Raw genomic sequence first — 18,008 nt, forward strand, 5'->3', positions numbered from 1 at the left:
CCGCCGCGATAACCGAGAAGGATTCGATTATGACCGTTACGATTTCACGTCTCTACGACAACTATTCCGACGCGCAGCGCGCGGTGACGAGCCTGGAGGCGGCGGGCGTGCCGCATTCGGATTTGAGCATCCTCGCCAACAACTCCGACAACTGGTACAGCACCGACAAGAAGGTCGATCGCGATCGCGATGGGGTCGACGATCGTGCCGAGGGTGCTGCGACGGGAGCTGGCGTCGGCGCGGGTCTCGGCGGCGCCGCGGGCTTGCTCGCAGGCCTCGGGCTGTTGGCGATCCCGGGCTTGGGTCCGGTCGTCGCGGCCGGGTGGCTCGCGTCGACCGCGCTGGGTGCCGCTGCCGGCGGTGCCACGGGTGGCGTGGTTGGGGCTTTGACGCAGGCTGGTGTATCCGATGAGGAAGCTCCGCTCTACGCCGAAGGCGTGAGAAGGGGCGGCACGCTTGTTTCGGCACGCGTCCCCGATGCCGATCGCGCGCGATACGAAGCGATCTTGAACCAATCCGCCGTCAATCTGCGCGACCGGAGCGTGGCTTGGCAGAAAGCTGGATGGAAGAATTACGACCCGTCGGCTCAGCCTTATGGCGCGGACGAGGTGCGCAGGGAGCGCCAACTCTACGGCACCGGCGTGCGGTAGATCAATCCGCGGCCCGCCTTGGCGGTCCGCCTTTTTCTTCCCACAAACTTAAATCGATGAGCCGAACATGAACCGCGGAATGCCATCGATGACTGCCCTTTTTAGTATGCTCGCGATCGCCGGTTACCAAAATCGGGACAAGCTGGCGGACATGTTCCGCGACGCTACTTCCGGTCAGCCGGCGGGCGCCAAGAATTCGCTGAGTAGTATGCTCGGCAAATCTTGGCGGTCTCGTGGGCGGCGGTGGAGTAGGTTCGCTCCTGAACGGCGGCCTCGGCGAGTTGCTCGAGCACTTCAGGCAGAATGGGCAAGGGGGCCCAATCCTGGATCAATCAGGGGCCGAACCGGGAAGTCACCCCGCCCGAACTCCGGCAGGCTATCGGTCCCGACGTCCTTCAAAACTGGAGCAGGACAGGCCTGTCGCAGCAGGAGATACTCGACCGCTTATCGCGCGAGCTTCCTACAGCCGTGGACCAATACACGCCCGACGGACGTCTGCCGGCTCCATCGGCGTGATACCATCGTAAGGCTCGAGGAAAGTCATGAGCATTATTTGGACGATCATCATCGGCTTCGTCGCGGGCGTCATCGCGAAGTTCATCATGCCCGGCGACAACGAGCCGTCCGGTTTCATCCTGACCACGATTCTGGGAATCGTGGGAGCGTTCGTAGCGACTTACCTCGGCCAGGCGCTGGGTTGGTACCGGCCTGGAGAAGGCGCAGGACTGATCGGTGCCATCGTCGGCGCGATCGTCGTGCTGTTTGTTTACGGTATGGTATCTGGTCGAAGCCGTCGGGCCGTTTAGACGGGTTTGGCGGCGAACCTCATGAAGGGAGCGACGGTACCGGCTCAAGGCCCAGCTCTCGGCAATTTCGGCGACGTCGTCGGCATAGCCAGTCACCTTTACCTTTGTGGAAGCGTCAGCGCCGCTTGAGGAACCACTGCGCAACGCTTTTGTTGGTTTATCTTCCAACAGCAAAAGGACACGATTATGGACCGCGAACATGTGAAGGGCGCTGCCGACAAGGCAAAAGGCGCCATCAAAGAAGGTGCTGGCAAGCTCACTGGCGACAAGGACTTGGAAGCCGAAGGCAAGATTGATAAGGCCAAGGGATCCGCCCACAACGCAGTGGGAGACGTGAAAGACGCAGCGCGGGACGCCGCTGACGCCCTAAAGAAATAAGTAGAAGAAAGAAGACCAAAAACTAGCCGCCTCCGGGCGGCTTTTCTTTTTAGACTAGCCGGTCTAGCACAGTGTAGTCGGCGCCATTCACGGGCCTCTAAATTATGAACAGAAGAAGAGCCCAGTCCTGGTGGCGAGGCTCTCCTTCAGCTTTCCATGGTTGCCTCAACAGCCGCCTTTACGGCGACATCGAGTTCAGGGATCATTTGATTTCCCAGGACGTGTTGTGCGGGATGTCCATCGCAAAATAATCGCCAGAGCCAGCCAGCGCAGGCATCGCTATACACGAAAATGGTTCGCTTCCGGTGATGCCCTTATACTTACCGGTACCGCCGGTGATGATATGCGTTCCACAATCCATCTTCGGCTGGGCCTTGTCGAGGTCTCGAGTATCGAAGGTCGAGAAAATCTTGTCGCCGTCGCTGTCGGCAAGCACGCAAGCTCCGTCAATGTATTTCTTGTCTCCGGACGCGACGTTCAGCGCCACGCAGCGTGCTGACATCTTGTCCAGCATCTTCTCTCCCTTCATGTTTTGAGTCGTCCCGACCGCCTCCAGCGTAGTGGCTTTGCCGAGTTCGGCAGTGTCAATGCTCATCAAGGGCCGAAAAATAAAGTGCGTCACATAAGGAGTAGTCCCTTCTTTTCAATCGAATCTCCCGCGACAGCCGCGGGGGCAAAGGACATGAGCGCCGCAGCAAATGCTGTTGCTTTGGTGAGTCTGATCGCTGCGGTGAATGTGGGGGCCATGCGCATGTTGATGACGTTCCTGAGTGCCTCCTTAGATCAGGCGGCGGTTCAGGTCTCCGCCGTGAACTGCCGCGAGTTGAAATCGACCTGCGTCTGACGCCGGCGCCGAGCGCCAGCGTGCCCGAGCACCGCGGTTAGGGTGGCGACAGCTCGCCGACCTGGAGCAAGGCGGGCGCGATACCAATTATGGGTCAAGAGCTTCCTTCCGCGTTCCATCCGCAACCTGCCAGCTAGAGAATGCCGGTGCGACCTTCTCGGTCGACTGCCTCCACCCGGGATAATGACCGTGCTTGACGCTGATCCGGTTCAGCAGCATCGCGACGATGATCATCGCCAGGATTCCAGCAAGACTAAGCACGAACTGCATCGCAAGGCGATCCGAGATGTCGAGCAGCGTCAGGTGGCTGGCCAGGGCCAGGGGGACGCCGAGACAATAGATTGGCAGCGAATTCTCGCCACAGCACCTCGCGCAGCGCATGACTGGCGTCGACAGCCCGCGCCAATCCTGAGGAACGGACCGTAGCACCACAATTGCAAGAGCCAGGAAATGCAACAGCCGGAACGGACTGAGATTCGATTTATCCAGCGGGAAGAGCAGATCGGACAAAGTTTGCGGGATCAGCGGCTTGCCGCTGCAACTCAGCGCGAGGACCAGGCCAAAAACCAGATAGACAACAGCAAGGGTAAGCGTCGTGCGCGACGTCACCCAGGGCCGGACCCTCTCCCCTCCGATGACGCACCAGGCGCCCAGCACGATCAAAAGCTGCCAAGCCAACGGGTTGAAGAACCAGGCGCCGCTGGGCCAGGCTGGAACGCTCCAGCCGAAGATGTGCACGAGCGCATAAAGCAACAGCGAAACACCAAGCGTAACGTTTGGTGCACGCAGCAGCAGCCACAACAGCGGCGCGAACAACACGTGAAAGATGACGAAAGTCGGCAAGACGTCGGTGTTGACAGGGCGATATTGCAGGATTGCGGCATGCGCAAGCGTCGCGCCCGGATGATCGAGCAGAATCCGCGTATTGCTCTCGTCGGCAAGCCGATCGCTGCCCGCGAGGTAGACGAGGACGGTGCAAGCGAGCGTGAGCAGCAGAAACGCGGCATAGATGTCCCATCCTCGCCGCAGCGAACGACCAATCATGCCGCTCCAGCCCTCGCGCTGACGTGCCCTGCCGTAGGCCAGCGCGCAGGTCACGCCCGAAATGAACATGAATATTTCGGCGGCATCGCAGAAGCCGTAGTTGCGCGGTGTCAGCCAGCTTCCGATGTTGTTGGGAACATGATCAAGAAAGATCCACCATAGCGCGATCCCTCGACAGACATCGATGCGCAGGTCGCGGCCAGCCCCCCTGAACTCCGGCGGAGTTTCGCCGATCAATCGCTTCGAGGTGTGAGTTCGATCGTGCATCTGTTTGACCTGCCGGCGTGCTCGCACATCGGTCGATGAGAGGCTCCGCTGCTCCGGCTGGGGGTGCCGAGCGGGGTATCCGACCAAACGATGCGGTTACGAGCCTGAGCTACCTGATGGTTGGAGGCTCTTTCGTTCGCCAACCGGCGCTTTGATTGCCTGGGCCGGAAGCTTCGCCGTCCTCCCAAAACGTTTGCAATATGTCGTCGCTGGCAACCGGTATCAGAAGCTGCTTCCGCATTTCGGCGAGGCGGGCACGGCAATACTCACGGTAAAACATCTCGACTAGGGTGGACATGATCGAACCCTCGCTTGATCATCACCATTGACGATAGATTTCGACCATTTCAACCGGCGGTAAATATCAACGGCGCCGGAGTAGTTTGTGTCCGACGAACTCGGATGACAACGATGTGGCCGACGAGGCGCGACACAAAATCGGTATCAGAGAACGTCTAGTGCTGCAGGACAGTCTGTCCGCGGATCGTTGAGTTCGATCAATCGCGAGAATCATAGAAGCGGAGCTTACGGGTTCACCCCGCCAAGGATATCTAAACTAGATCCGATAACGGCAATCAGAAATAGAGCCATCACGACCGCCTCCTCTTAAAGGAGATTTTTTGACGCCACGGCCTTCGCAATCACTGTAAACCTAATTTCTGGCCGCTAAGTGAACGAGTTCACATCAGCATTGAACTTAGCTGAGCGAGACTAGCAGGCCAATGGCGTAGCTTCTTGGACTCTTGCGCACAGATCAAACAAGTTCGGTGCGCGAACTGCAAAATGCAGATACCGGTGAGTTTGTCGCATTTGATCCCGATGTCCAACAAGGCTGGAGGTCCCCATGTCTATGGACGCAGCCGAATTCGTATCACATCGATTCTCGACGCGGGAGTTTCCGGAGCGGATGCGAATCCCGCTATGGCGCGAGGACTTTGGGCGAGGCATAGTCCACGCTGATATTGAGCCTCTATCGAACGCACCGTTTCAGGCCTACGCAACGCTGCAAGCGATCCGAGGTTTGCGCAGGCTCGCGCTGAAAGGGTCCCCTATGCGTTTCAAGCGTTTGCAAGCAAGCATCGCTGATGGTGATGACTCGATCGGAGTCATCCTCAGTTCTCCCGGCAGAAGTCAACTATCGCAGCGTTGTCAGGAAATCGAGCTTCACGCCGGCGACGCCATCGCAATTCTGCATTCCGAGCCGGCCACCGTCACCTATGTCGACGGATTGCTATTTGGTCTTGCCGTACCGCGCGACGCCCTCGCACAGCGCGTGACGAACGTCGAAAGCCGCGCCATGCGGCCGATTTCTCACCGAAGTGAAGCGCTCCGACTTCTCATGGCTTATCTCAAGTCGGCATTTAATGAGAGTGTTCTGGCCACCCCGAAGCTGCGAGATGCGGTCGTGGCTCACATCCACGATCTCCTGGCGCTCGCAATCGGCGAGTGCGCTCCCTTGGGCGAGAGCAGTGCGAGCGCTGTCGTGACTGCGCGCCACGGCGCCGCCCTCGATTACATCGAGACACACTTTCAAGAACCAGGACTCAGCGTCGAGATGGTAGCTCGTTGCCAAGGCATCTCACCTCGCTATCTGCAGCGCCTGATGGCATCATCAGGATCGTCGTTCACCGGGCACGTCAATGAGTTACGCCTCCAACGAGCGCTCAAACTGCTGACCGAGTCCAGCGCCAGCGCGCGGCTAATTTCCGATATCGCTCTAGAGGTCGGCTTCTCGGATGTTTCGCATTTCAATCGCTTGTTCCGAGCTCGCTTCGGCGATTCGCCGCGCGGCGTTCGTTACGCACGAAGGGATCCCAGCTGAGCCACGTACTCCAGATCGGCGCGGGAGCGAGATGCAGTCAGCTAATGACCGCTTTGGGGCATGAGCGTCGTTCGGATGGGCGGCCGGTTGCTTCCGGTCCACCTCGATGAGCGGACCACCGGCAATTCGGCATCGACTTCCGCTTTGGGGCGCCCTTTTGCTACTATCGCACGGACACTATTGGGGGAGTCATGACAGCTCATGAACACTGGCAAATGGATGCGAGCGCGCCGAGCTTTACGAGCGCTACCTCGTTCCAGCTATCACTTCGATATGGGCCAATGATCTGCTCGACCGTGTCGGGCCAAGGAGTGGAGAAAGCATACTCGACATCGCCTGCGGGACAGGCGTCGTCGCGCGGCTCGCTGAGCAGCGAGGGCACGTCGGCCGGTTAGTCGGCATAGATCCCAACACGGCAATGCTCGCGGTGGCGAGGGTAAAGTCTGCGACTGTTGATTGGGCCGAGGGTAGCGCGCTCGACCTGCCGTTCCATGCAAACACCTTTAACGTTGTGCTCGCCAGGTCGGCCTACAATTCTTCACTGATCGGCCGGGGGCGCTGAAGGAGATGGTGCGAGTACTCAAGCCAGGAGGCCGCGCTGGGTTGAGCTTCTACAGCGCTATCGAGAACGCCAAGGAGCCCATGCTTTTGTGCAGGCGCTCGACAAGTATGTTGGAGCAGAGTCATCGCGAACCAAGCGCTCGGAACACCTCTCTTGCGATGCGTAGGAGGTCGAGGTTTGGGCGAAGCATGCTGGCTTCGATGTCGTTGAGCTTCTCGTGCAGGACCCACCACATCGGAGCGTCCTCTGTTACGAAAATGGCGGCTTGCCGTTGTCGGCTTTTACGGCTCTTTGCTTGCACTCATCCTGGTGTTTGCGGTTGCAACCACCAGCTCATGTGCAGTTCGCACGAACGGTCCCGCTGATCGCTTCTCAAAAGTGAGTTGACCGGTACGTCGATCTTGCGCCGACGTAAGCTTGCTAACGGCTCTATTTCGGAGCTCCGGTCTGGCTACTTGAACCCGTGGTCTGCTCACCTACCGGCCGGCCCGGAGGATGCGCAGAAGCGCCCGGCTTGTCTTAATCTGCCACATATCCGGAATCTCCAGAGTTGCGTGTCTTTACTCCTCTGTCTGCATCACGCTGCATCTGCTCATTCGGCTCGCTAGTCTTGAGCCCTTTGTCTACATCTCGGTGAATCTCCTCGTTGGTTTGCTCGCTAGGTGCGGCCTTTTGCTGTTGCGCCGTTGCTTGGAAGGCAATCGCGCTTCCGGCAACTACAATCATCACGAGAGTTGCAGTTCGCATGCTTCTGCTCCAGTGCGTCGCCCCAATCCTCTTTAACGCACGAGCTGTCCAACGTTTTCCTGGCTCCGCGATGCCGTTCTCGGAAGGTACCTCAGTGGTTCTGCGCTTTGCGAATTGGTGCGCGGACAAATTATCCGCTAGTCAGCAAAGCCTTAGGCCGGCGCGCCGCCGCGCTTCGGGGATTTCTCCGGGGGGGGGGCGCGCGCCAGCTTCGCTTCCTCGCGTTGGGCCATTTTGAGTAATCGCTTTGCCTCCACGCGGAGCGCCTCCGCACGGCGAATAAGCCGATCAGCGGCCGCGCGCAGCTCCTTGATGCGAAACTTGCGGATCTCGCTAGACGTCGCTGCGAGCTTGCCCGACAGATCGCCAGAAACCGGCCGCCGACGCCTTATTTCGCCAGGGAGGTCGTCTGACCGCGGGGTGGGGGTGTTTGAACGCATGGGCAAGGCTCCCAGCGGGTTTCGGTCGCGGTGCTGATCGCAGTTGGCGTGCTCGGGTGTTGGCTGTCGTCATGGAGGCCCAACAGCACGAGCCGGGAGTCGAATAGGGGCGGCCAGGTTAGACCGGACTTCAGCTGGCGCGGGCCTGACCCGGCCGCCCCACTAGCCTGCTCAGAGCGCCCTCAAAGCGCCAATAGGTCACCGAGTTGGAAGCCCCACATTCGTTACAATGAAGGCTCTGCTCGCCTCGCATGTATCGTCCCCGGCGCGAGTTGGGTAAAGGCTCCCCTTAGGACAATAAGCATTCTGAAGCTGCGTACTTATGACCACAGCTTAGAGCGTAAGGATCAGCCAGACCATTAGACCGGCGTTGAGGGCGCCTACCGTGACAATGCCCGTCTGGATTAGCCGCTCGATCATGGCGCGCTCACCCGCTTCGGCGGGGCCTTGTCGTAGAGATCAAGTATTTCGAGCTGGCTCGCGAGCGCGCTCAGGCTTCGGGCGATGTTCCTCAGTGCAGTGGCCTTATTCGGGGCAAGGCCAGGGGCGCCGGCTTTCGCGCGGTACGCTTCCGCTAGCTCTCGATACTCGCCAGCACTGAGCACGAAGGCCCCCAACCATTGCCTGGTCAGGATGCTATGGCTCGAAGTAAGGGTCTATGCACCTTGTGCCAAGTCTGTATTGATTGGGATTTCTAGGGGTACTCCTTCGGTGGGCCAGGCGATCGCAGCGCTCATTCTGCTCGCCGCCTGGGCGGTCGAGGCCTGAAATTAAGCTCAGTATGTGCCTCGACATCGCCGGGCAGGGGTCTCCGGCATCTGACAGTAAAAGGCCCGCCGGTTCACGTTGGCGGGCCTAGCACTCCCGGCGCTCTAATCCGCAATTGGATCGGCAGCCGCGAGCATTGGGGGCTGGAAAGCGAGCCGTGCCATGTACTCCCATGGATGACATGATCTATTAGCGGACGGCGGGCCTTCATGGAAAGGCGCGAGGACTACCTGCTTCGCCTAGCGAGTGGTTTGGAAGGTCTCGCGATGGACGAGCGGCTGATAGTTCGCGACCCATACATTGAGCGCGCGTTCGGCGGCACGCGTGCCATCGCGATTGCAGAGGCGGAGGTCTTTGCCCGGGCGCACGGCTGCACTTTTCGCTACCGCATCAAGCGCCAAGGAGAGTTCACCCGTGCTTATCCGGCAGGCGGCAGGGCTTGAGGTGGCTCGTCGAGAGCGCGGGCTACTGCTGGTCGTTGGGTGCGGAAAAGCAATTCCGGCGGCCGGTTCACGCTGGCGGGCCAGAACTTCAAGTAAGCATCCAGACGGAGAAAACGACACAGAGGCAGCTTGCACCTATGAATGCGAGACCCAAAAAGAAGCGCTCGGCAAGGTCCATTTCCATGGCGTTCCCCTCCGGCTGCCCGCGATAAGTAACATTCAATTGTGATCCGAGGTTCCCGCGTTATCGCGTGGAACTTGTGTTCACTAGGGCACAGACCACGGAACTGCCCGCGCGTTAGGCTGCAAGAACTCAAACCCAACGGTTAGGACCCGTAAGATCGAGGTGTGTCATGCAGCGACGCCGTCGTTTTAAACAAACTGTGTCCCTCGAAGAACGTCTTGCCCAAGAAGCCGCACGCTTAAGAGAGCTAGCCAAGAAGCTCCCTGCCGGCTTCGAGCGAGAAGCTTTCCTCCGCAAGGCCAGACAGGCCGAGACCGGCTCGCACTTGAGCGAGTGGTTGAGATCACCCGGACTGCAGCCGCCAGAATAGGAACACGCGAACATTTCTTCTATGCTCTCCCTCGAATGAGGGCGGCTTATGACCCGGTACTACTTCGACATCCGGGACGACACTGGTTTGTACCCGGACGAGGAAGGTCTGGAATTCGACACTCAGCAAGAGGCCGAGGTCGAAGCCGCTAGGTCGCTTGCGAACTTGGCAAAGGACTTTGCCACCATACGGCAGGACGTTTCCGTTGAAGTGAGGACAGAAGTTGAGCGGGTGTTTCAAGCCGCATTCATTTTCGACAGAAGTAGGACGAAGCAGTAAGGACGGTTCCTATTTGCGAGTCAGCAGATCTTCCCCGGGCGGCATCAGCTTCACGTAGGTGCCGCTTTCATGCTTCGATAACCAGCCGCGCTCGATGGCGTATCTGAGCCCGGCGCCGAACTCGCTCCCGCTGCCCTTCAGCTCGATCATGAACTGCCCGTTGATCCGCTCGATGTAGATGCGGCCGTCCTGCACGGCCGCGACGCTGGCCGCGAGCTCGACGAGCTTGCGCGCGGCCGCATCCGGGTCTGCATAGGGTCGTTCTGCGGTGTGCTTCATCGGCGTGTCCCATTGGCCGCTCGCGCGGCGATGTGTGTTCGGTGCGGGTAGCTCTCAGCCGGTTTCCAGCTGCGAATGTGGTGCCGCAGACACAGCGCATAAGCGCCTCGCGCGCAGCTTCGAAGGTGGCGGCTATGCCACTTCGCCATGTGCCTGGCTCCATGCCACGATAGAAGCCGATGGACCAACCCCATTGATCGGCGTGGATCGGTACGCCGGCGCGCGCGCCGATGGTCCCGGTGCGGACGTCGGTGAAGTAGATCTGCCAAGATTCCTCGTGCGGATTGTTACCGCGGCGACGGGTGAGGGCGGTCATTCCACAAGAATAGGGGCAAGTCACGCGCGGGACCAGTCGCTGGATTTTGAGGCCTGCTCTGGTCTCAGGGCTCTATCTGTTGGTCAACGCTTAAGCGCTTCGTGCGGCCAGAGCTGCACCTTGTTATCGTGCGCCGCGTAGCGCTCCGGTGATCACGCCAGTGCGCGCCGCTCGCGCTCCTCAGCCCAAGCAGTAAACGTCGCATGCGCCCAGGCCGGCGAGGACGGCGGGATCGCACCTCGGGTCTGCACCCCTCCAGCCGATCGGAGAGCAACAGCACGTCAACATAGGCGACGCCATGTTCGCGCGCGATAGGGAGATGCGGGAATGTCGTCCGCCCAACAACGTGCTTTTCTATTTCCCATAAACGCGCCGCTGACAGCCGTGCCGACCCAAGGGCTGGTCGTTCAGTTCTTCAGTCTGGCAACACACGACTGGGAAGTTTCAGATGCACTGCCGGGCGTCATAAAAGCCACCCCGACCCTCCCAGTACGTCGGCGTCCCATAGTACCGGTGGGTGCGCGCTTCCCAGTCTCGATCCTGCCATGAGTCATCACTGAACTCAGGCGCGTCCCTCAGCTGTTGCTCGGTGATGTTGGTTCGAAAACCACCAAGCGCGACGTATCGCATTTTAGAGCGCCCCACGGAATGGGGTAATGGCTATGGCCCAATCCAACAAATCCACCCAAGCTCAAGACGGCATAAGCCACGCGACCTGTGACCTTGTCGATGATGAGGTGATCAATCTCACCGATGTTCTTTCGATCTGCTCCATAAACCTCGGTCCCTTGAATGTAGGTTTTGTCGGTCTAACTCGGCCACTCCAGGGGTGTTCCTAGCTTCGGAGAATAGTGTCGCACGCCAATCATCAATCTATCGTCGTCGACATCGATTCAAACAACCTCCAGCTCCGATCCCATGGCGAAAACCTGTATCGGAAGGCGAAGTGGGCAAAGACGAGGATAATGAGGCCGCCAACTGAGCGGCCCTATTTTAGGTGGCGATTTTGGCCCCGGTGAACTCAGCCACTCGTCAATGTTGGCGCTGCTCTTGCGCGTCCGGAACGGAAGGCGCCATCCTTTGTTCAATCGTCCAGAGAGTTCAAAGGAGAAGGGCTATGATCGCTAACAGATTTATGATCTTGGGTGCGTTGCTCGCCTTCAGCGCCAACTCCGTTTATGCCGGTCCCTGCACCACGGTGAGCCGCGATGCAGGATCAGGAAATGTCCCGGGCTATACGGGACAAACCACTGGTTCCACAGCAACTGATTCTAAGCAGCAACCGCCGACATCTTCGATGAGCAAAGCCTCGGAGAATACCGCAACGTCGTCGGAAGATGCTCAGCGCCAGATGCAGAGCCAGCCGACCGCTGCCGAACAATCAAAGGCGACCCACCCCGCACCCTCTGCCCAGTCACCGGATCGAACGGCAGGCACCGTCGAGCAGACCCGCCCCGCGCCCACGGAACAATCAAAGAAGGCGACGGCCGGTGCGGCCGAGCCCGCGCCGTCCCAGAAAAAGGTAACGGCGGCCGACCAGGACTGCGAGTAAGCGCGGGGGTCAATGGCTTCAAGAGGGAACACTGGCTAAACGCCTGATATGAAGTGGTCCTCTGCACCACTGGACCGGGCCGGTGCCGATTGCTTCCGCTTCCGGTCCGAGGTTGAAGTCGATCGGCGCACGTTGGCTGCAACCCATGACAGCCTTATGCGGTCACCGACGGCACAAGGGCGTGCCGACTGGTCGACGCTCGCGCGATCTTGCCGTCCGTGCCAAAGCCGACGACGTGGAAGACTTCCTTCCCGATGGATGCCGATCGAGGCCAGCGGCTGTGTGGTGGTGTCCATGGGATGTTTCTCCGGATGCTGCGGGGTAGTCTTTCCAGACTATCCCGCGGAGGAAGCAGCCGGTCCATCCCATTAGCGGACCTCGCGACGCGCTGGTTGGTCGTCTCAGGAGTCGCGATACCCGGTCAGTTGTGCTGACTTTCGGATGAGCCGGAGATCATATAGTTTCTTTAATGCTGCTCATTGAGACGGGACATGCCGGCATCTCCGTTTTAGCGAATGGCAGCGCGATTGCCGTCCGCACGCATCGCCCTCTCAACGAAACCGACAGTCTCTTTGTGCGGTCACGAGGACTAACCGCGCGCACGGCACGCGAAGAGCGAAGGCCGCCGGGGCTGGCTGAGTTGGCGAGCCCTACTTTCAGCTAAGCAGCCACAGAGCGAAAGAAGCGCTCCCGTCCAATGTCGTGATCGAGCTTTAGGCACGGCTGAGACTGCCGTCGGGAAAGCCGGCGGCCGATTTAAGTTGTCTCGGATTGATCTGTGGCAAATGCTGACACCGGACCAAAGACTATACTGGAGACTGGTTTATGGAGCTCTGCCATGATCATAGAGCGCTTATCCCAAGAGCATCTCAACATTGAGAAGCTGCTGGCCATCCTCGAGCGGGAACTCGAGGTATTCGACCGCGGGGACCGTGCTGACTACGAGGTCATTCACGCGGTTATCAGTTACTTCGAAGTCTACCCAGAAGTTTATCATCATCCCCAGGAAGACTTGGTATTTGCCAAGCTGAGGGCACGAGATCCGGCTGCTGCTGCGAAGGTCGGCGATCTAGCTCGCGAACACCAGAAAGGGGCCCAACTTTTGCGCCGCGTCGCTCAGGCGGTCGACGGCGTTCTCGCGGAACGTGAGATTCTGCGCGAAGATGTGGATCTTATCGTTCGGGATTTTATCGCGCACGAGCGCCGTCACATGAGGATGGAAGAACGCGATTTTTTTCCCGTGGCACTTAAGGTTCTCAAGCCTCAAGATTGGACTGAGATCGCTTCAGCCGCAACGAGTCACAATGACCCGCTATTCAGCGACGTTGCCGAGGAGCGGTTTGACACGCTGCGCGCACATATTGTGCGGCTTGAGCAGGAGGCTGACGCCGAGCGTAAGTAATCGCTATGGCGTCGCGCCGTGCATTGTGCCGCGCGACGCTGAGGACGCTGAGGTCAAGCGTAAGGCAGAGTCAGAATTGAGCTGCGCCTTTGCTTGCGCGCTCACATACGCTTGCGGCCCGAAGCAGGAGGCTATGATGCCGCTCCACACCGACAATCTCGAATCGACCATGCGCTATGCATTGCTGACAACGCGTGCTATAGCCCTCTGTCCTTTCCATCCCGAGGTCATGATCCGCGTCGGAGACAGCGACGCCGAAACACATGCTTATTACCGCGCCAGAAGCATCACCAAGAGTGATGGCACGTGCTGGGAGCGTGAAGATCTCATGGAGGAGATTGTGCGCCAACTCACGGATGCGGCCGACGGCGTGTGTCCTCGGTGTGCGCAGCTGGTTGCTTCCCATAACTGACGGGCCGCGCCGTCAGGACACCGGAAAGGGAAAACCGAGGCAAAGAATTTTAGTGTTGGCTAGCTGACAGCACTTCGGTACACCCTGATGCTCGTTCACGCTGGTTGGCTTTCGGCAGGATCGCGGCAAGACAAACTTCACGATGGCCGGCCTTCATGGAGACGCGCGAAGACTACTTGCTCCGGCTGGCGAGTGTTTTGGATGTTCTCGCGATGGACGAGCGGCTGATAGTTCGCGGCCGATACATTGAGCGCGCGTTCGGCGGTACGCGTGCCCTCGCGATTGCAGAGGCAGGAGTCTTTGCCCGCGCGCATGGCTGCACGTTTCGTTACGACCGCATCAAGCGCCAAGGAGAGTTCACCCGTGTATATCCGGCAGGCGGCAGGGCGTGAAGTGGCTCGTCGAGAGCGCGGGCTACTGCCGCTCGTGAGTGTGGGAAAGCCGCCAGCTATTAGCACACAGGGGCGCCGCCGAGGGTTGGCCGGACCCGCCAAAAGACCTTGCCGAGTACTGCCAGCGCCACCGCATCAGCTTCGACCGGATGCTCGGCTGCCGTCTGATGGGCCTCAACGAGCGCCGCTGCCGACAGACGTAGCTGCCGAGTGCCGAACAGCTCGCAGCGAGGTATGCTCCACTTTCGCCGGAGGATCAGGCGATTGACGCCGAGATCAGGCGCATCCTGGCCCAGCGTGGACCAATGAAGCCGCCGTCGCCGAGCCCATAGGAGGCGCGACCGGCAGCGGCTGGTGACGCACCGCCGTCGGCTGAAGCGCTGAAGACGATTCCGCGGTTCGCGCTCGGCCGGCGACTCCGCTAACCTAATCCTGTAATCGGTGCCCGCCGATTGCCAATATCTCAGTCAAAACTCCCGCCGGCTCGCAAGGTCGGCGGGTTTTCTTCGACCGAGCTTCGAATGACAGATGCCAACCGAATAGTGCTGGCGCAGCTCAATACATCGTCTCTCAGGCCTTACCGAAACTCCGCGCACGTCCATGCGCAGGGCTCGGCTCAAGATCGAGCGCCTTAAGGCACGGTTAAGACGCATCGAACGGGCTACTCGGCGGTCGGACCCAGCGGACCGCTTCTAAGTACAGCAAGTTTTCGCCCACGGAACGCGTGCGAGCTACTGCGTCGCGGGTGTGGGCCGTTCGGGCTGCCGACCCGGCTGTGACAAAAGGCACTCCTGCGAGTGGCATCGTGGACCTTGCGGCAAATCTTGGAACTATATGCACGCTTACTCGCATAAGTTTTATTGCCACAGTTTTGCACCACAAAGGGATCAGCATCTGCCAATGGGGGGCATGGCCGATGAAACGAGACCTGAAAGAGCTCCGGCGGATAGAGCAGATCTGTCTAGCTGAGGCCGCGCTTGCCACGATGGATATCGAGCGGATCGGACTACTGAAGGTCGCGGAGGATTGTAGGCGCTCCGTGGACGAGATCGAGGCGCGGGCCGCCCTTCAGAGTCGAGTTCGCAGTTTTTTGGGGGTATCGTGGATACGCAGACACCAATTGGCCCGGTCGCGTGGGCGTGCGGTCTGATCGGCCTTGCGCTGTTCGTCCCGCTCTATCTTCCTTGGTAAGCCGATCGCGAGTCCATCACAAAGGCCCGCCGGTTCACGCTGGCGGCTGGGCGCTGTTCGTTATCATCGCTCTGTCCGCATGTAAGGGCTGCGCTCTGAGACCAATCGAAGGTCGGGGTCGGCGGCTATGGTCAGGGAAGCCTCGATCTGGAGCGGGTTCTCTGGAGGGCGCTCAGCCAGCACAGCCCAAGCGATGACGCCGACTGCGAAAAGCGTTGCCGTTAAAGTCCAAGGATACCGCATCATTGCGTCCTCCTTAGTCTGGTATCAAAGTCCCGATCAGGTTGAGCAGCGCCTGGTGCTCCGGACCGTTTACGCTGTCGCGCAGGAATCGGCCGATTTCAATGTACGAGGTCCGTCCTCCTGAGCCGGCATTCGGCTGATGCTTCACGACTGGCGTGCTCGAAGCTGGATGTCGCGCCAAAGACCAGACGTCGCCATTGCTGCTTTCATACAGGACCCGATCGCTCATAGCGAGCTAATAGCGCCCGCACTATTCGGTTTTTGTCGGGGATCGTGCCGACTTCGGCCTACTAATATCCTGCGGTAGGTCCTGCGTCCGAACCCAAGAGGCGTCCGCCAGATCCAACGCGCCATATCCTCAATTGGAACCTCTTCCGCAATTGACGTGTTCATCGACAGACAACCCACAGGAGTTGCCGATGAACAGAATGCTTATGTCACTCGGGACAGCAACCTTGATGGCAATCTCAATTGCCAGCGCATCTGCGAAAGACAAGCAAAGCGAAACCTTCCTTAAGAAGGCAATCGAGGGCAATTTCGCTGAAGTGAGCATGGGAGAGCTGGCGCAGCAAAACGGTCAAAGCGACGCCGTCAAATCGTTTGGCAGAATGCTCTCTACAGACCACGCTGCCGCCAATCAGAAGGCTTTAGATGCTGCCCAGGGATTGGGAATGAACTCACCAAGCGGACCTAATGCGAAGCAAAAAGCCGAACATGACAAGATGTCAAAAATGACCGGCGCAGGGTTCGATAAGATGTTCGCTACCCACATGGTCGCAGACCACCAGAAGGATATCGCCGAGTACAAGAAGGCATCAAAAAGTAAGGATGCCGCTGGAGAATATGCTTCCGGCCAGATAGATACGTTGCAAAAGCACCTGGACACCGCAAAATCGTTGAAAGCCGGTAATTAATCGGACGCCGGAATTGCGTCGACGGGGGCGCGGCAAGTCAAATAATTTGCTAGAACGCCGCGATTTCGGGCGGACCAGCAGGTCATAATTCGAAGCACGCAGACCCCTCTTGTCGTCAAGGACGGCGCGGGCTCACGTTTATCAATTCCGTCAGCGGTTCGTGCGAGCAGGCAATTTCCGTATGCAGCGATAATCAACAAACTCATCAGAAAATCTCCAACCCCGGCTCGTCGCAAGATCAGTGACTCTCAGGGGTCACGACCTGGCTCGTTCTACCCATCGTGAAACGGGAGTTTAAAGTCATTTTATTCTTAGACCCGTCAAGCAAAACGCGAACGCGGTGGCGCGTTCCGCCAGATCCGCGAACAACGCCATGTCGGCCGGCCATTCTGGGACCCGCCGCATTCATGCACCAGAAGGTGCAGCGCAATCTCGCCATTGCGGCTACGCGAGCGGGTGCGGACGGCGCTATAGCGGATTCCATATCTTCTACTCATGTGGTAACCTACTGAAATAACCTACTTCCTTACATCATGTTGCGCCTATGTTGCGGCCTTGGCCGGTGATGCGGGTCGAGGGCGCCATTCGCGCTGTTTGAAAATGCCAAAAACTGGCCCTGGATCCTGCCAGGTCTGCAACAGCCCACACCGCCACAGCGTGGACGTCGCATTGGCGCACGGCCTTGGCCATGACGCGATCGGGAACACGTGGTCTGCGCGCAGCGGCAAGCACGACGACATCGTGCTGGCGGTGAGCTACGGGATTTGGTGGTCCACGTTGGGACCGCGGATATCGCGAGAGGGATTGCGGATTTAGCGAGACCTCAGAAGTCGCTATAGTGGGATCGATGTCTTTCCGTGCGTACGCGCGTGCGAAAGTGTTCGTTTGTTTTGCATCGAGGGCAGTCGTACCAATCCTGTCCTTCTGACTTATGCGAGACTGTAAGATGCTGATTTTCTCTTCGCTAAAGCAAGTAGCACAGGCCCGATGGATCGGCTCACCGTTGGCTTCGGCGGCTTTCAGTTCGTAGGCGAACGAGTTGTTGCCATATTCCTTCAGTTGGTAGCGATCGAACTTGCGCCGCTCCGCCTTCAGCTTTGCGACCTCCTGTTCAGTTCAGCAATTTTTCGTAGCAGATCGGACCGTTCATCTTGGGCAGCGAATGCACTTGTATCGCCTCAAGGATCTTATTCTGGAATTCAATCAGTTTCGATTGGAAGGCCGCAGCATCTCGCAAGCCAATCATCGCTTGAGCGATGTCGTTGGCTCCCTTCAGTGCGGTGATCGCGCCCGTGATGGCGGAAATGTCAACCATTGGATTCCTCGTAGAGACGAAGAGCTAGAGAGGCTTCGGAATTAAATTTGGAAACTCGTAGATGAATCGCAGCAACATCTCGACAAATCCAACAAGGTCTTTCGCATCCGCCTCGCTCATTAGCGCGATCTCATGCGTAGCCTCGTTTCCTCGTTTGCGAATGTGGTCGACCCAGTGCTTCCGTTGGGCGGGACAAACCCTTGCTGCGAGATGGTCCACGTAATGGATGAATTTCTGCCCCTCTTGCGCGCCTTCTTGCACGGCGATGTTCATGAGCATTGTGCGTTCACCGGTCGGGGCGTCACTGGAGAGAAGCCCGTCGCATAGATCACCGGCAATGCCGGATGATGTTGACGGCAGTGTTCGGCGATCTGCCAGCCGTCGATCT

General features: G+C 58.9%; 21 protein-coding genes and 2 pseudogenes. 15 read left to right on the forward strand and 8 right to left on the reverse strand.

The features are described 5' to 3' along the window. The first annotated feature begins 29 nt into the window (after positions 1-29). From AB7245_RS13610 to AB7245_RS13625, 4 genes and pseudogenes are all read left to right on the forward strand, one after another. On the forward strand, positions 30-650 hold the full coding sequence (locus AB7245_RS13610; protein WP_354134880.1) for a hypothetical protein: 621 nt from the start codon (positions 30-32) through the stop codon (positions 648-650). Positions 651-717: 67 nt separating this feature from the next. After that, positions 718-1,166, forward strand: a pseudogene (locus tag AB7245_RS13615) (YidB family protein). Between the two features lie 26 nt (positions 1,167-1,192). Next, on the forward strand, positions 1,193-1,456 hold the full coding sequence (locus AB7245_RS13620) for a GlsB/YeaQ/YmgE family stress response membrane protein (RefSeq protein ID WP_354134879.1): 264 nt from the start codon (positions 1,193-1,195) through the stop codon (positions 1,454-1,456). Between the two features lie 186 nt (positions 1,457-1,642). Beyond that, positions 1,643-1,834 carry a CsbD family protein gene (locus AB7245_RS13625; RefSeq protein WP_354134878.1) on the forward strand — a complete coding sequence of 64 codons (192 nt, stop codon included), beginning with the start codon at positions 1,643-1,645 and terminating at the stop codon, positions 1,832-1,834. Between the two features lie 202 nt (positions 1,835-2,036). Here AB7245_RS13625 and AB7245_RS13630 read toward each other — a convergent pair whose 3' ends face one another. Beyond that, positions 2,037-2,456, reverse strand: a complete 420-nt coding sequence (locus AB7245_RS13630) for a hypothetical protein (protein ID WP_354134877.1) — start codon at positions 2,454-2,456, stop codon at positions 2,037-2,039. Between the two features lie 60 nt (positions 2,457-2,516). On the opposite strand from AB7245_RS13630, the gene AB7245_RS13635 reads away from it, so the two are divergent. Further along, positions 2,517-2,678, forward strand: a complete 162-nt coding sequence (locus AB7245_RS13635) for a hypothetical protein (protein ID WP_439034344.1) — start codon at positions 2,517-2,519, stop codon at positions 2,676-2,678. A gap of 87 nt (positions 2,679-2,765) precedes the next feature. On the opposite strand, the gene AB7245_RS13640 is transcribed toward AB7245_RS13635, so the two are convergent. After that, a complete protein-coding gene (locus AB7245_RS13640) occupies positions 2,766-3,989 on the reverse strand; it encodes an OpgC family protein (RefSeq protein WP_439034345.1) in 1,224 nt (407 codons plus the stop codon). A gap of 844 nt (positions 3,990-4,833) precedes the next feature. Between AB7245_RS13640 and AB7245_RS13645 the strand changes: the two genes are divergently transcribed. Next, positions 4,834-5,811, forward strand: a complete 978-nt coding sequence (locus AB7245_RS13645; protein WP_439034346.1) for an AraC family transcriptional regulator — start codon at positions 4,834-4,836, stop codon at positions 5,809-5,811. Positions 5,812-6,133: 322 nt separating this feature from the next. Continuing rightward, positions 6,134-6,373 carry a methyltransferase domain-containing protein gene (locus tag AB7245_RS13650; RefSeq protein WP_439035729.1) on the forward strand — a complete coding sequence of 80 codons (240 nt, stop codon included), beginning with the start codon at positions 6,134-6,136 and terminating at the stop codon, positions 6,371-6,373. A gap of 519 nt (positions 6,374-6,892) precedes the next feature. Here the strand turns inward: AB7245_RS13650 and AB7245_RS13655 are convergent. Together AB7245_RS13655 and AB7245_RS13660 are read right to left on the reverse strand one after the other, a co-directional pair. Continuing rightward, on the reverse strand, positions 6,893-7,120 hold the full coding sequence (locus AB7245_RS13655; protein ID WP_354134873.1) for a hypothetical protein: 228 nt from the start codon (positions 7,118-7,120) through the stop codon (positions 6,893-6,895). 152 nt (positions 7,121-7,272) lie between these two features. Then, on the reverse strand, positions 7,273-7,560 hold the full coding sequence (locus AB7245_RS13660; RefSeq protein ID WP_439034347.1) for a hypothetical protein: 288 nt from the start codon (positions 7,558-7,560) through the stop codon (positions 7,273-7,275). A 977-nt stretch (positions 7,561-8,537) separates the two neighbouring features. Between AB7245_RS13660 and AB7245_RS13665 the strand changes: the two genes are divergently transcribed. From AB7245_RS13665 to AB7245_RS13675, 3 genes are all read left to right on the forward strand, one after another. After that, a complete protein-coding gene (locus AB7245_RS13665; RefSeq protein ID WP_439034348.1) occupies positions 8,538-8,771 on the forward strand; it encodes a hypothetical protein in 234 nt (77 codons plus the stop codon). Between the two features lie 353 nt (positions 8,772-9,124). Next, on the forward strand, positions 9,125-9,325 hold the full coding sequence (locus AB7245_RS13670; protein ID WP_224517253.1) for a hypothetical protein: 201 nt from the start codon (positions 9,125-9,127) through the stop codon (positions 9,323-9,325). 48 nt (positions 9,326-9,373) lie between these two features. Beyond that, positions 9,374-9,604: a DUF6894 family protein gene (locus tag AB7245_RS13675; protein ID WP_014494432.1), complete on the forward strand. Its 231-nt coding sequence runs from the start codon at positions 9,374-9,376 to the stop codon at positions 9,602-9,604. 9 nt (positions 9,605-9,613) lie between these two features. On the opposite strand, the gene AB7245_RS13680 is transcribed toward AB7245_RS13675, so the two are convergent. Together AB7245_RS13680 and AB7245_RS13685 are read right to left on the reverse strand one after the other, a co-directional pair. Beyond that, complete coding sequence (locus AB7245_RS13680) at positions 9,614-9,883, reverse strand: hypothetical protein (RefSeq protein WP_085398671.1); 270 nt, start codon at positions 9,881-9,883, stop codon at positions 9,614-9,616. 760 nt (positions 9,884-10,643) lie between these two features. Beyond that, positions 10,644-10,993: pseudogene (locus AB7245_RS13685) on the reverse strand (PRC-barrel domain-containing protein). Between the two features lie 323 nt (positions 10,994-11,316). Here AB7245_RS13685 and AB7245_RS13690 point away from each other — a divergent pair. The 5 genes from AB7245_RS13690 (at position 11,317) to AB7245_RS13710 (ending at position 16,305) form a co-directional block, all read left to right on the forward strand. After that, entirely contained in the window at positions 11,317-11,751 is a 435-nt protein-coding gene (locus AB7245_RS13690; protein ID WP_187387703.1) for a hypothetical protein, read from the forward strand. Between the two features lie 838 nt (positions 11,752-12,589). Continuing rightward, positions 12,590-13,153 carry a hemerythrin domain-containing protein gene (locus AB7245_RS13695; RefSeq protein WP_063983360.1) on the forward strand — a complete coding sequence of 188 codons (564 nt, stop codon included), beginning with the start codon at positions 12,590-12,592 and terminating at the stop codon, positions 13,151-13,153. Between the two features lie 136 nt (positions 13,154-13,289). Then, positions 13,290-13,565, forward strand: coding sequence for a hypothetical protein (locus AB7245_RS13700; RefSeq protein WP_231141875.1), 276 nt, complete (start codon positions 13,290-13,292; stop codon positions 13,563-13,565). 155 nt (positions 13,566-13,720) lie between these two features. Further along, positions 13,721-13,957: a hypothetical protein gene (locus AB7245_RS13705; RefSeq protein ID WP_253575020.1), complete on the forward strand. Its 237-nt coding sequence runs from the start codon at positions 13,721-13,723 to the stop codon at positions 13,955-13,957. Positions 13,958-15,810: 1,853 nt separating this feature from the next. Then, positions 15,811-16,305 carry a DUF4142 domain-containing protein gene (locus tag AB7245_RS13710; RefSeq protein ID WP_354134871.1) on the forward strand — a complete coding sequence of 165 codons (495 nt, stop codon included), beginning with the start codon at positions 15,811-15,813 and terminating at the stop codon, positions 16,303-16,305. Between the two features lie 1,111 nt (positions 16,306-17,416). Here the strand turns inward: AB7245_RS13710 and AB7245_RS13715 are convergent. Together AB7245_RS13715 and AB7245_RS13720 are read right to left on the reverse strand one after the other, a co-directional pair. Continuing rightward, positions 17,417-17,620 carry a hypothetical protein gene (locus tag AB7245_RS13715; protein WP_354134747.1) on the reverse strand — a complete coding sequence of 68 codons (204 nt, stop codon included), beginning with the start codon at positions 17,618-17,620 and terminating at the stop codon, positions 17,417-17,419. Positions 17,621-17,644: 24 nt separating this feature from the next. Further along, positions 17,645-17,899 carry a DUF4145 domain-containing protein gene (locus AB7245_RS13720; RefSeq protein WP_354134746.1) on the reverse strand — a complete coding sequence of 85 codons (255 nt, stop codon included), beginning with the start codon at positions 17,897-17,899 and terminating at the stop codon, positions 17,645-17,647. Positions 17,900-18,008: the final 109 nt, after the last annotated feature.

The organism is Bradyrhizobium sp. 604_D8_N2_3, assembly GCF_051810765.1.
GTDB classification, from domain to species: Bacteria; Pseudomonadota; Alphaproteobacteria; order Rhizobiales; family Xanthobacteraceae; genus Bradyrhizobium; species Bradyrhizobium barranii.

Coding starts and splice junctions, on each gene's coding strand:
- AB7245_RS13610 (WP_354134880.1), top strand. CDS start 30: ATGACCGTTACGATTTCACGTCTCTACGACAACTATTCCGACGCGCAG.
- AB7245_RS13620 (WP_354134879.1), top strand. CDS start 1,193: ATGAGCATTATTTGGACGATCATCATCGGCTTCGTCGCGGGCGTCATC.
- AB7245_RS13625 (WP_354134878.1), top strand. CDS start 1,643: ATGGACCGCGAACATGTGAAGGGCGCTGCCGACAAGGCAAAAGGCGCC.
- AB7245_RS13635 (WP_439034344.1), top strand. CDS start 2,517: ATGAGCGCCGCAGCAAATGCTGTTGCTTTGGTGAGTCTGATCGCTGCG.
- AB7245_RS13640 (WP_439034345.1), bottom strand. CDS start 3,989: ATGCACGATCGAACTCACACCTCGAAGCGATTGATCGGCGAAACTCCG.
- AB7245_RS13645 (WP_439034346.1), top strand. CDS start 4,834: ATGTCTATGGACGCAGCCGAATTCGTATCACATCGATTCTCGACGCGG.
- AB7245_RS13655 (WP_354134873.1), bottom strand. CDS start 7,120: ATGCGAACTGCAACTCTCGTGATGATTGTAGTTGCCGGAAGCGCGATT.
- AB7245_RS13660 (WP_439034347.1), bottom strand. CDS start 7,560: ATGCGTTCAAACACCCCCACCCCGCGGTCAGACGACCTCCCTGGCGAA.
- AB7245_RS13665 (WP_439034348.1), top strand. CDS start 8,538: ATGGAAAGGCGCGAGGACTACCTGCTTCGCCTAGCGAGTGGTTTGGAA.
- AB7245_RS13670 (WP_224517253.1), top strand. CDS start 9,125: ATGCAGCGACGCCGTCGTTTTAAACAAACTGTGTCCCTCGAAGAACGT.
- AB7245_RS13675 (WP_014494432.1), top strand. CDS start 9,374: ATGACCCGGTACTACTTCGACATCCGGGACGACACTGGTTTGTACCCG.
- AB7245_RS13680 (WP_085398671.1), bottom strand. CDS start 9,883: ATGAAGCACACCGCAGAACGACCCTATGCAGACCCGGATGCGGCCGCG.
- AB7245_RS13690 (WP_187387703.1), top strand. CDS start 11,317: ATGATCGCTAACAGATTTATGATCTTGGGTGCGTTGCTCGCCTTCAGC.
- AB7245_RS13695 (WP_063983360.1), top strand. CDS start 12,590: ATGATCATAGAGCGCTTATCCCAAGAGCATCTCAACATTGAGAAGCTG.
- AB7245_RS13700 (WP_231141875.1), top strand. CDS start 13,290: ATGCCGCTCCACACCGACAATCTCGAATCGACCATGCGCTATGCATTG.
- AB7245_RS13705 (WP_253575020.1), top strand. CDS start 13,721: ATGGAGACGCGCGAAGACTACTTGCTCCGGCTGGCGAGTGTTTTGGAT.
- AB7245_RS13710 (WP_354134871.1), top strand. CDS start 15,811: ATGAACAGAATGCTTATGTCACTCGGGACAGCAACCTTGATGGCAATC.
- AB7245_RS13715 (WP_354134747.1), bottom strand. CDS start 17,620: ATGGTTGACATTTCCGCCATCACGGGCGCGATCACCGCACTGAAGGGA.
- AB7245_RS13720 (WP_354134746.1), bottom strand. CDS start 17,899: ATGCTCATGAACATCGCCGTGCAAGAAGGCGCGCAAGAGGGGCAGAAA.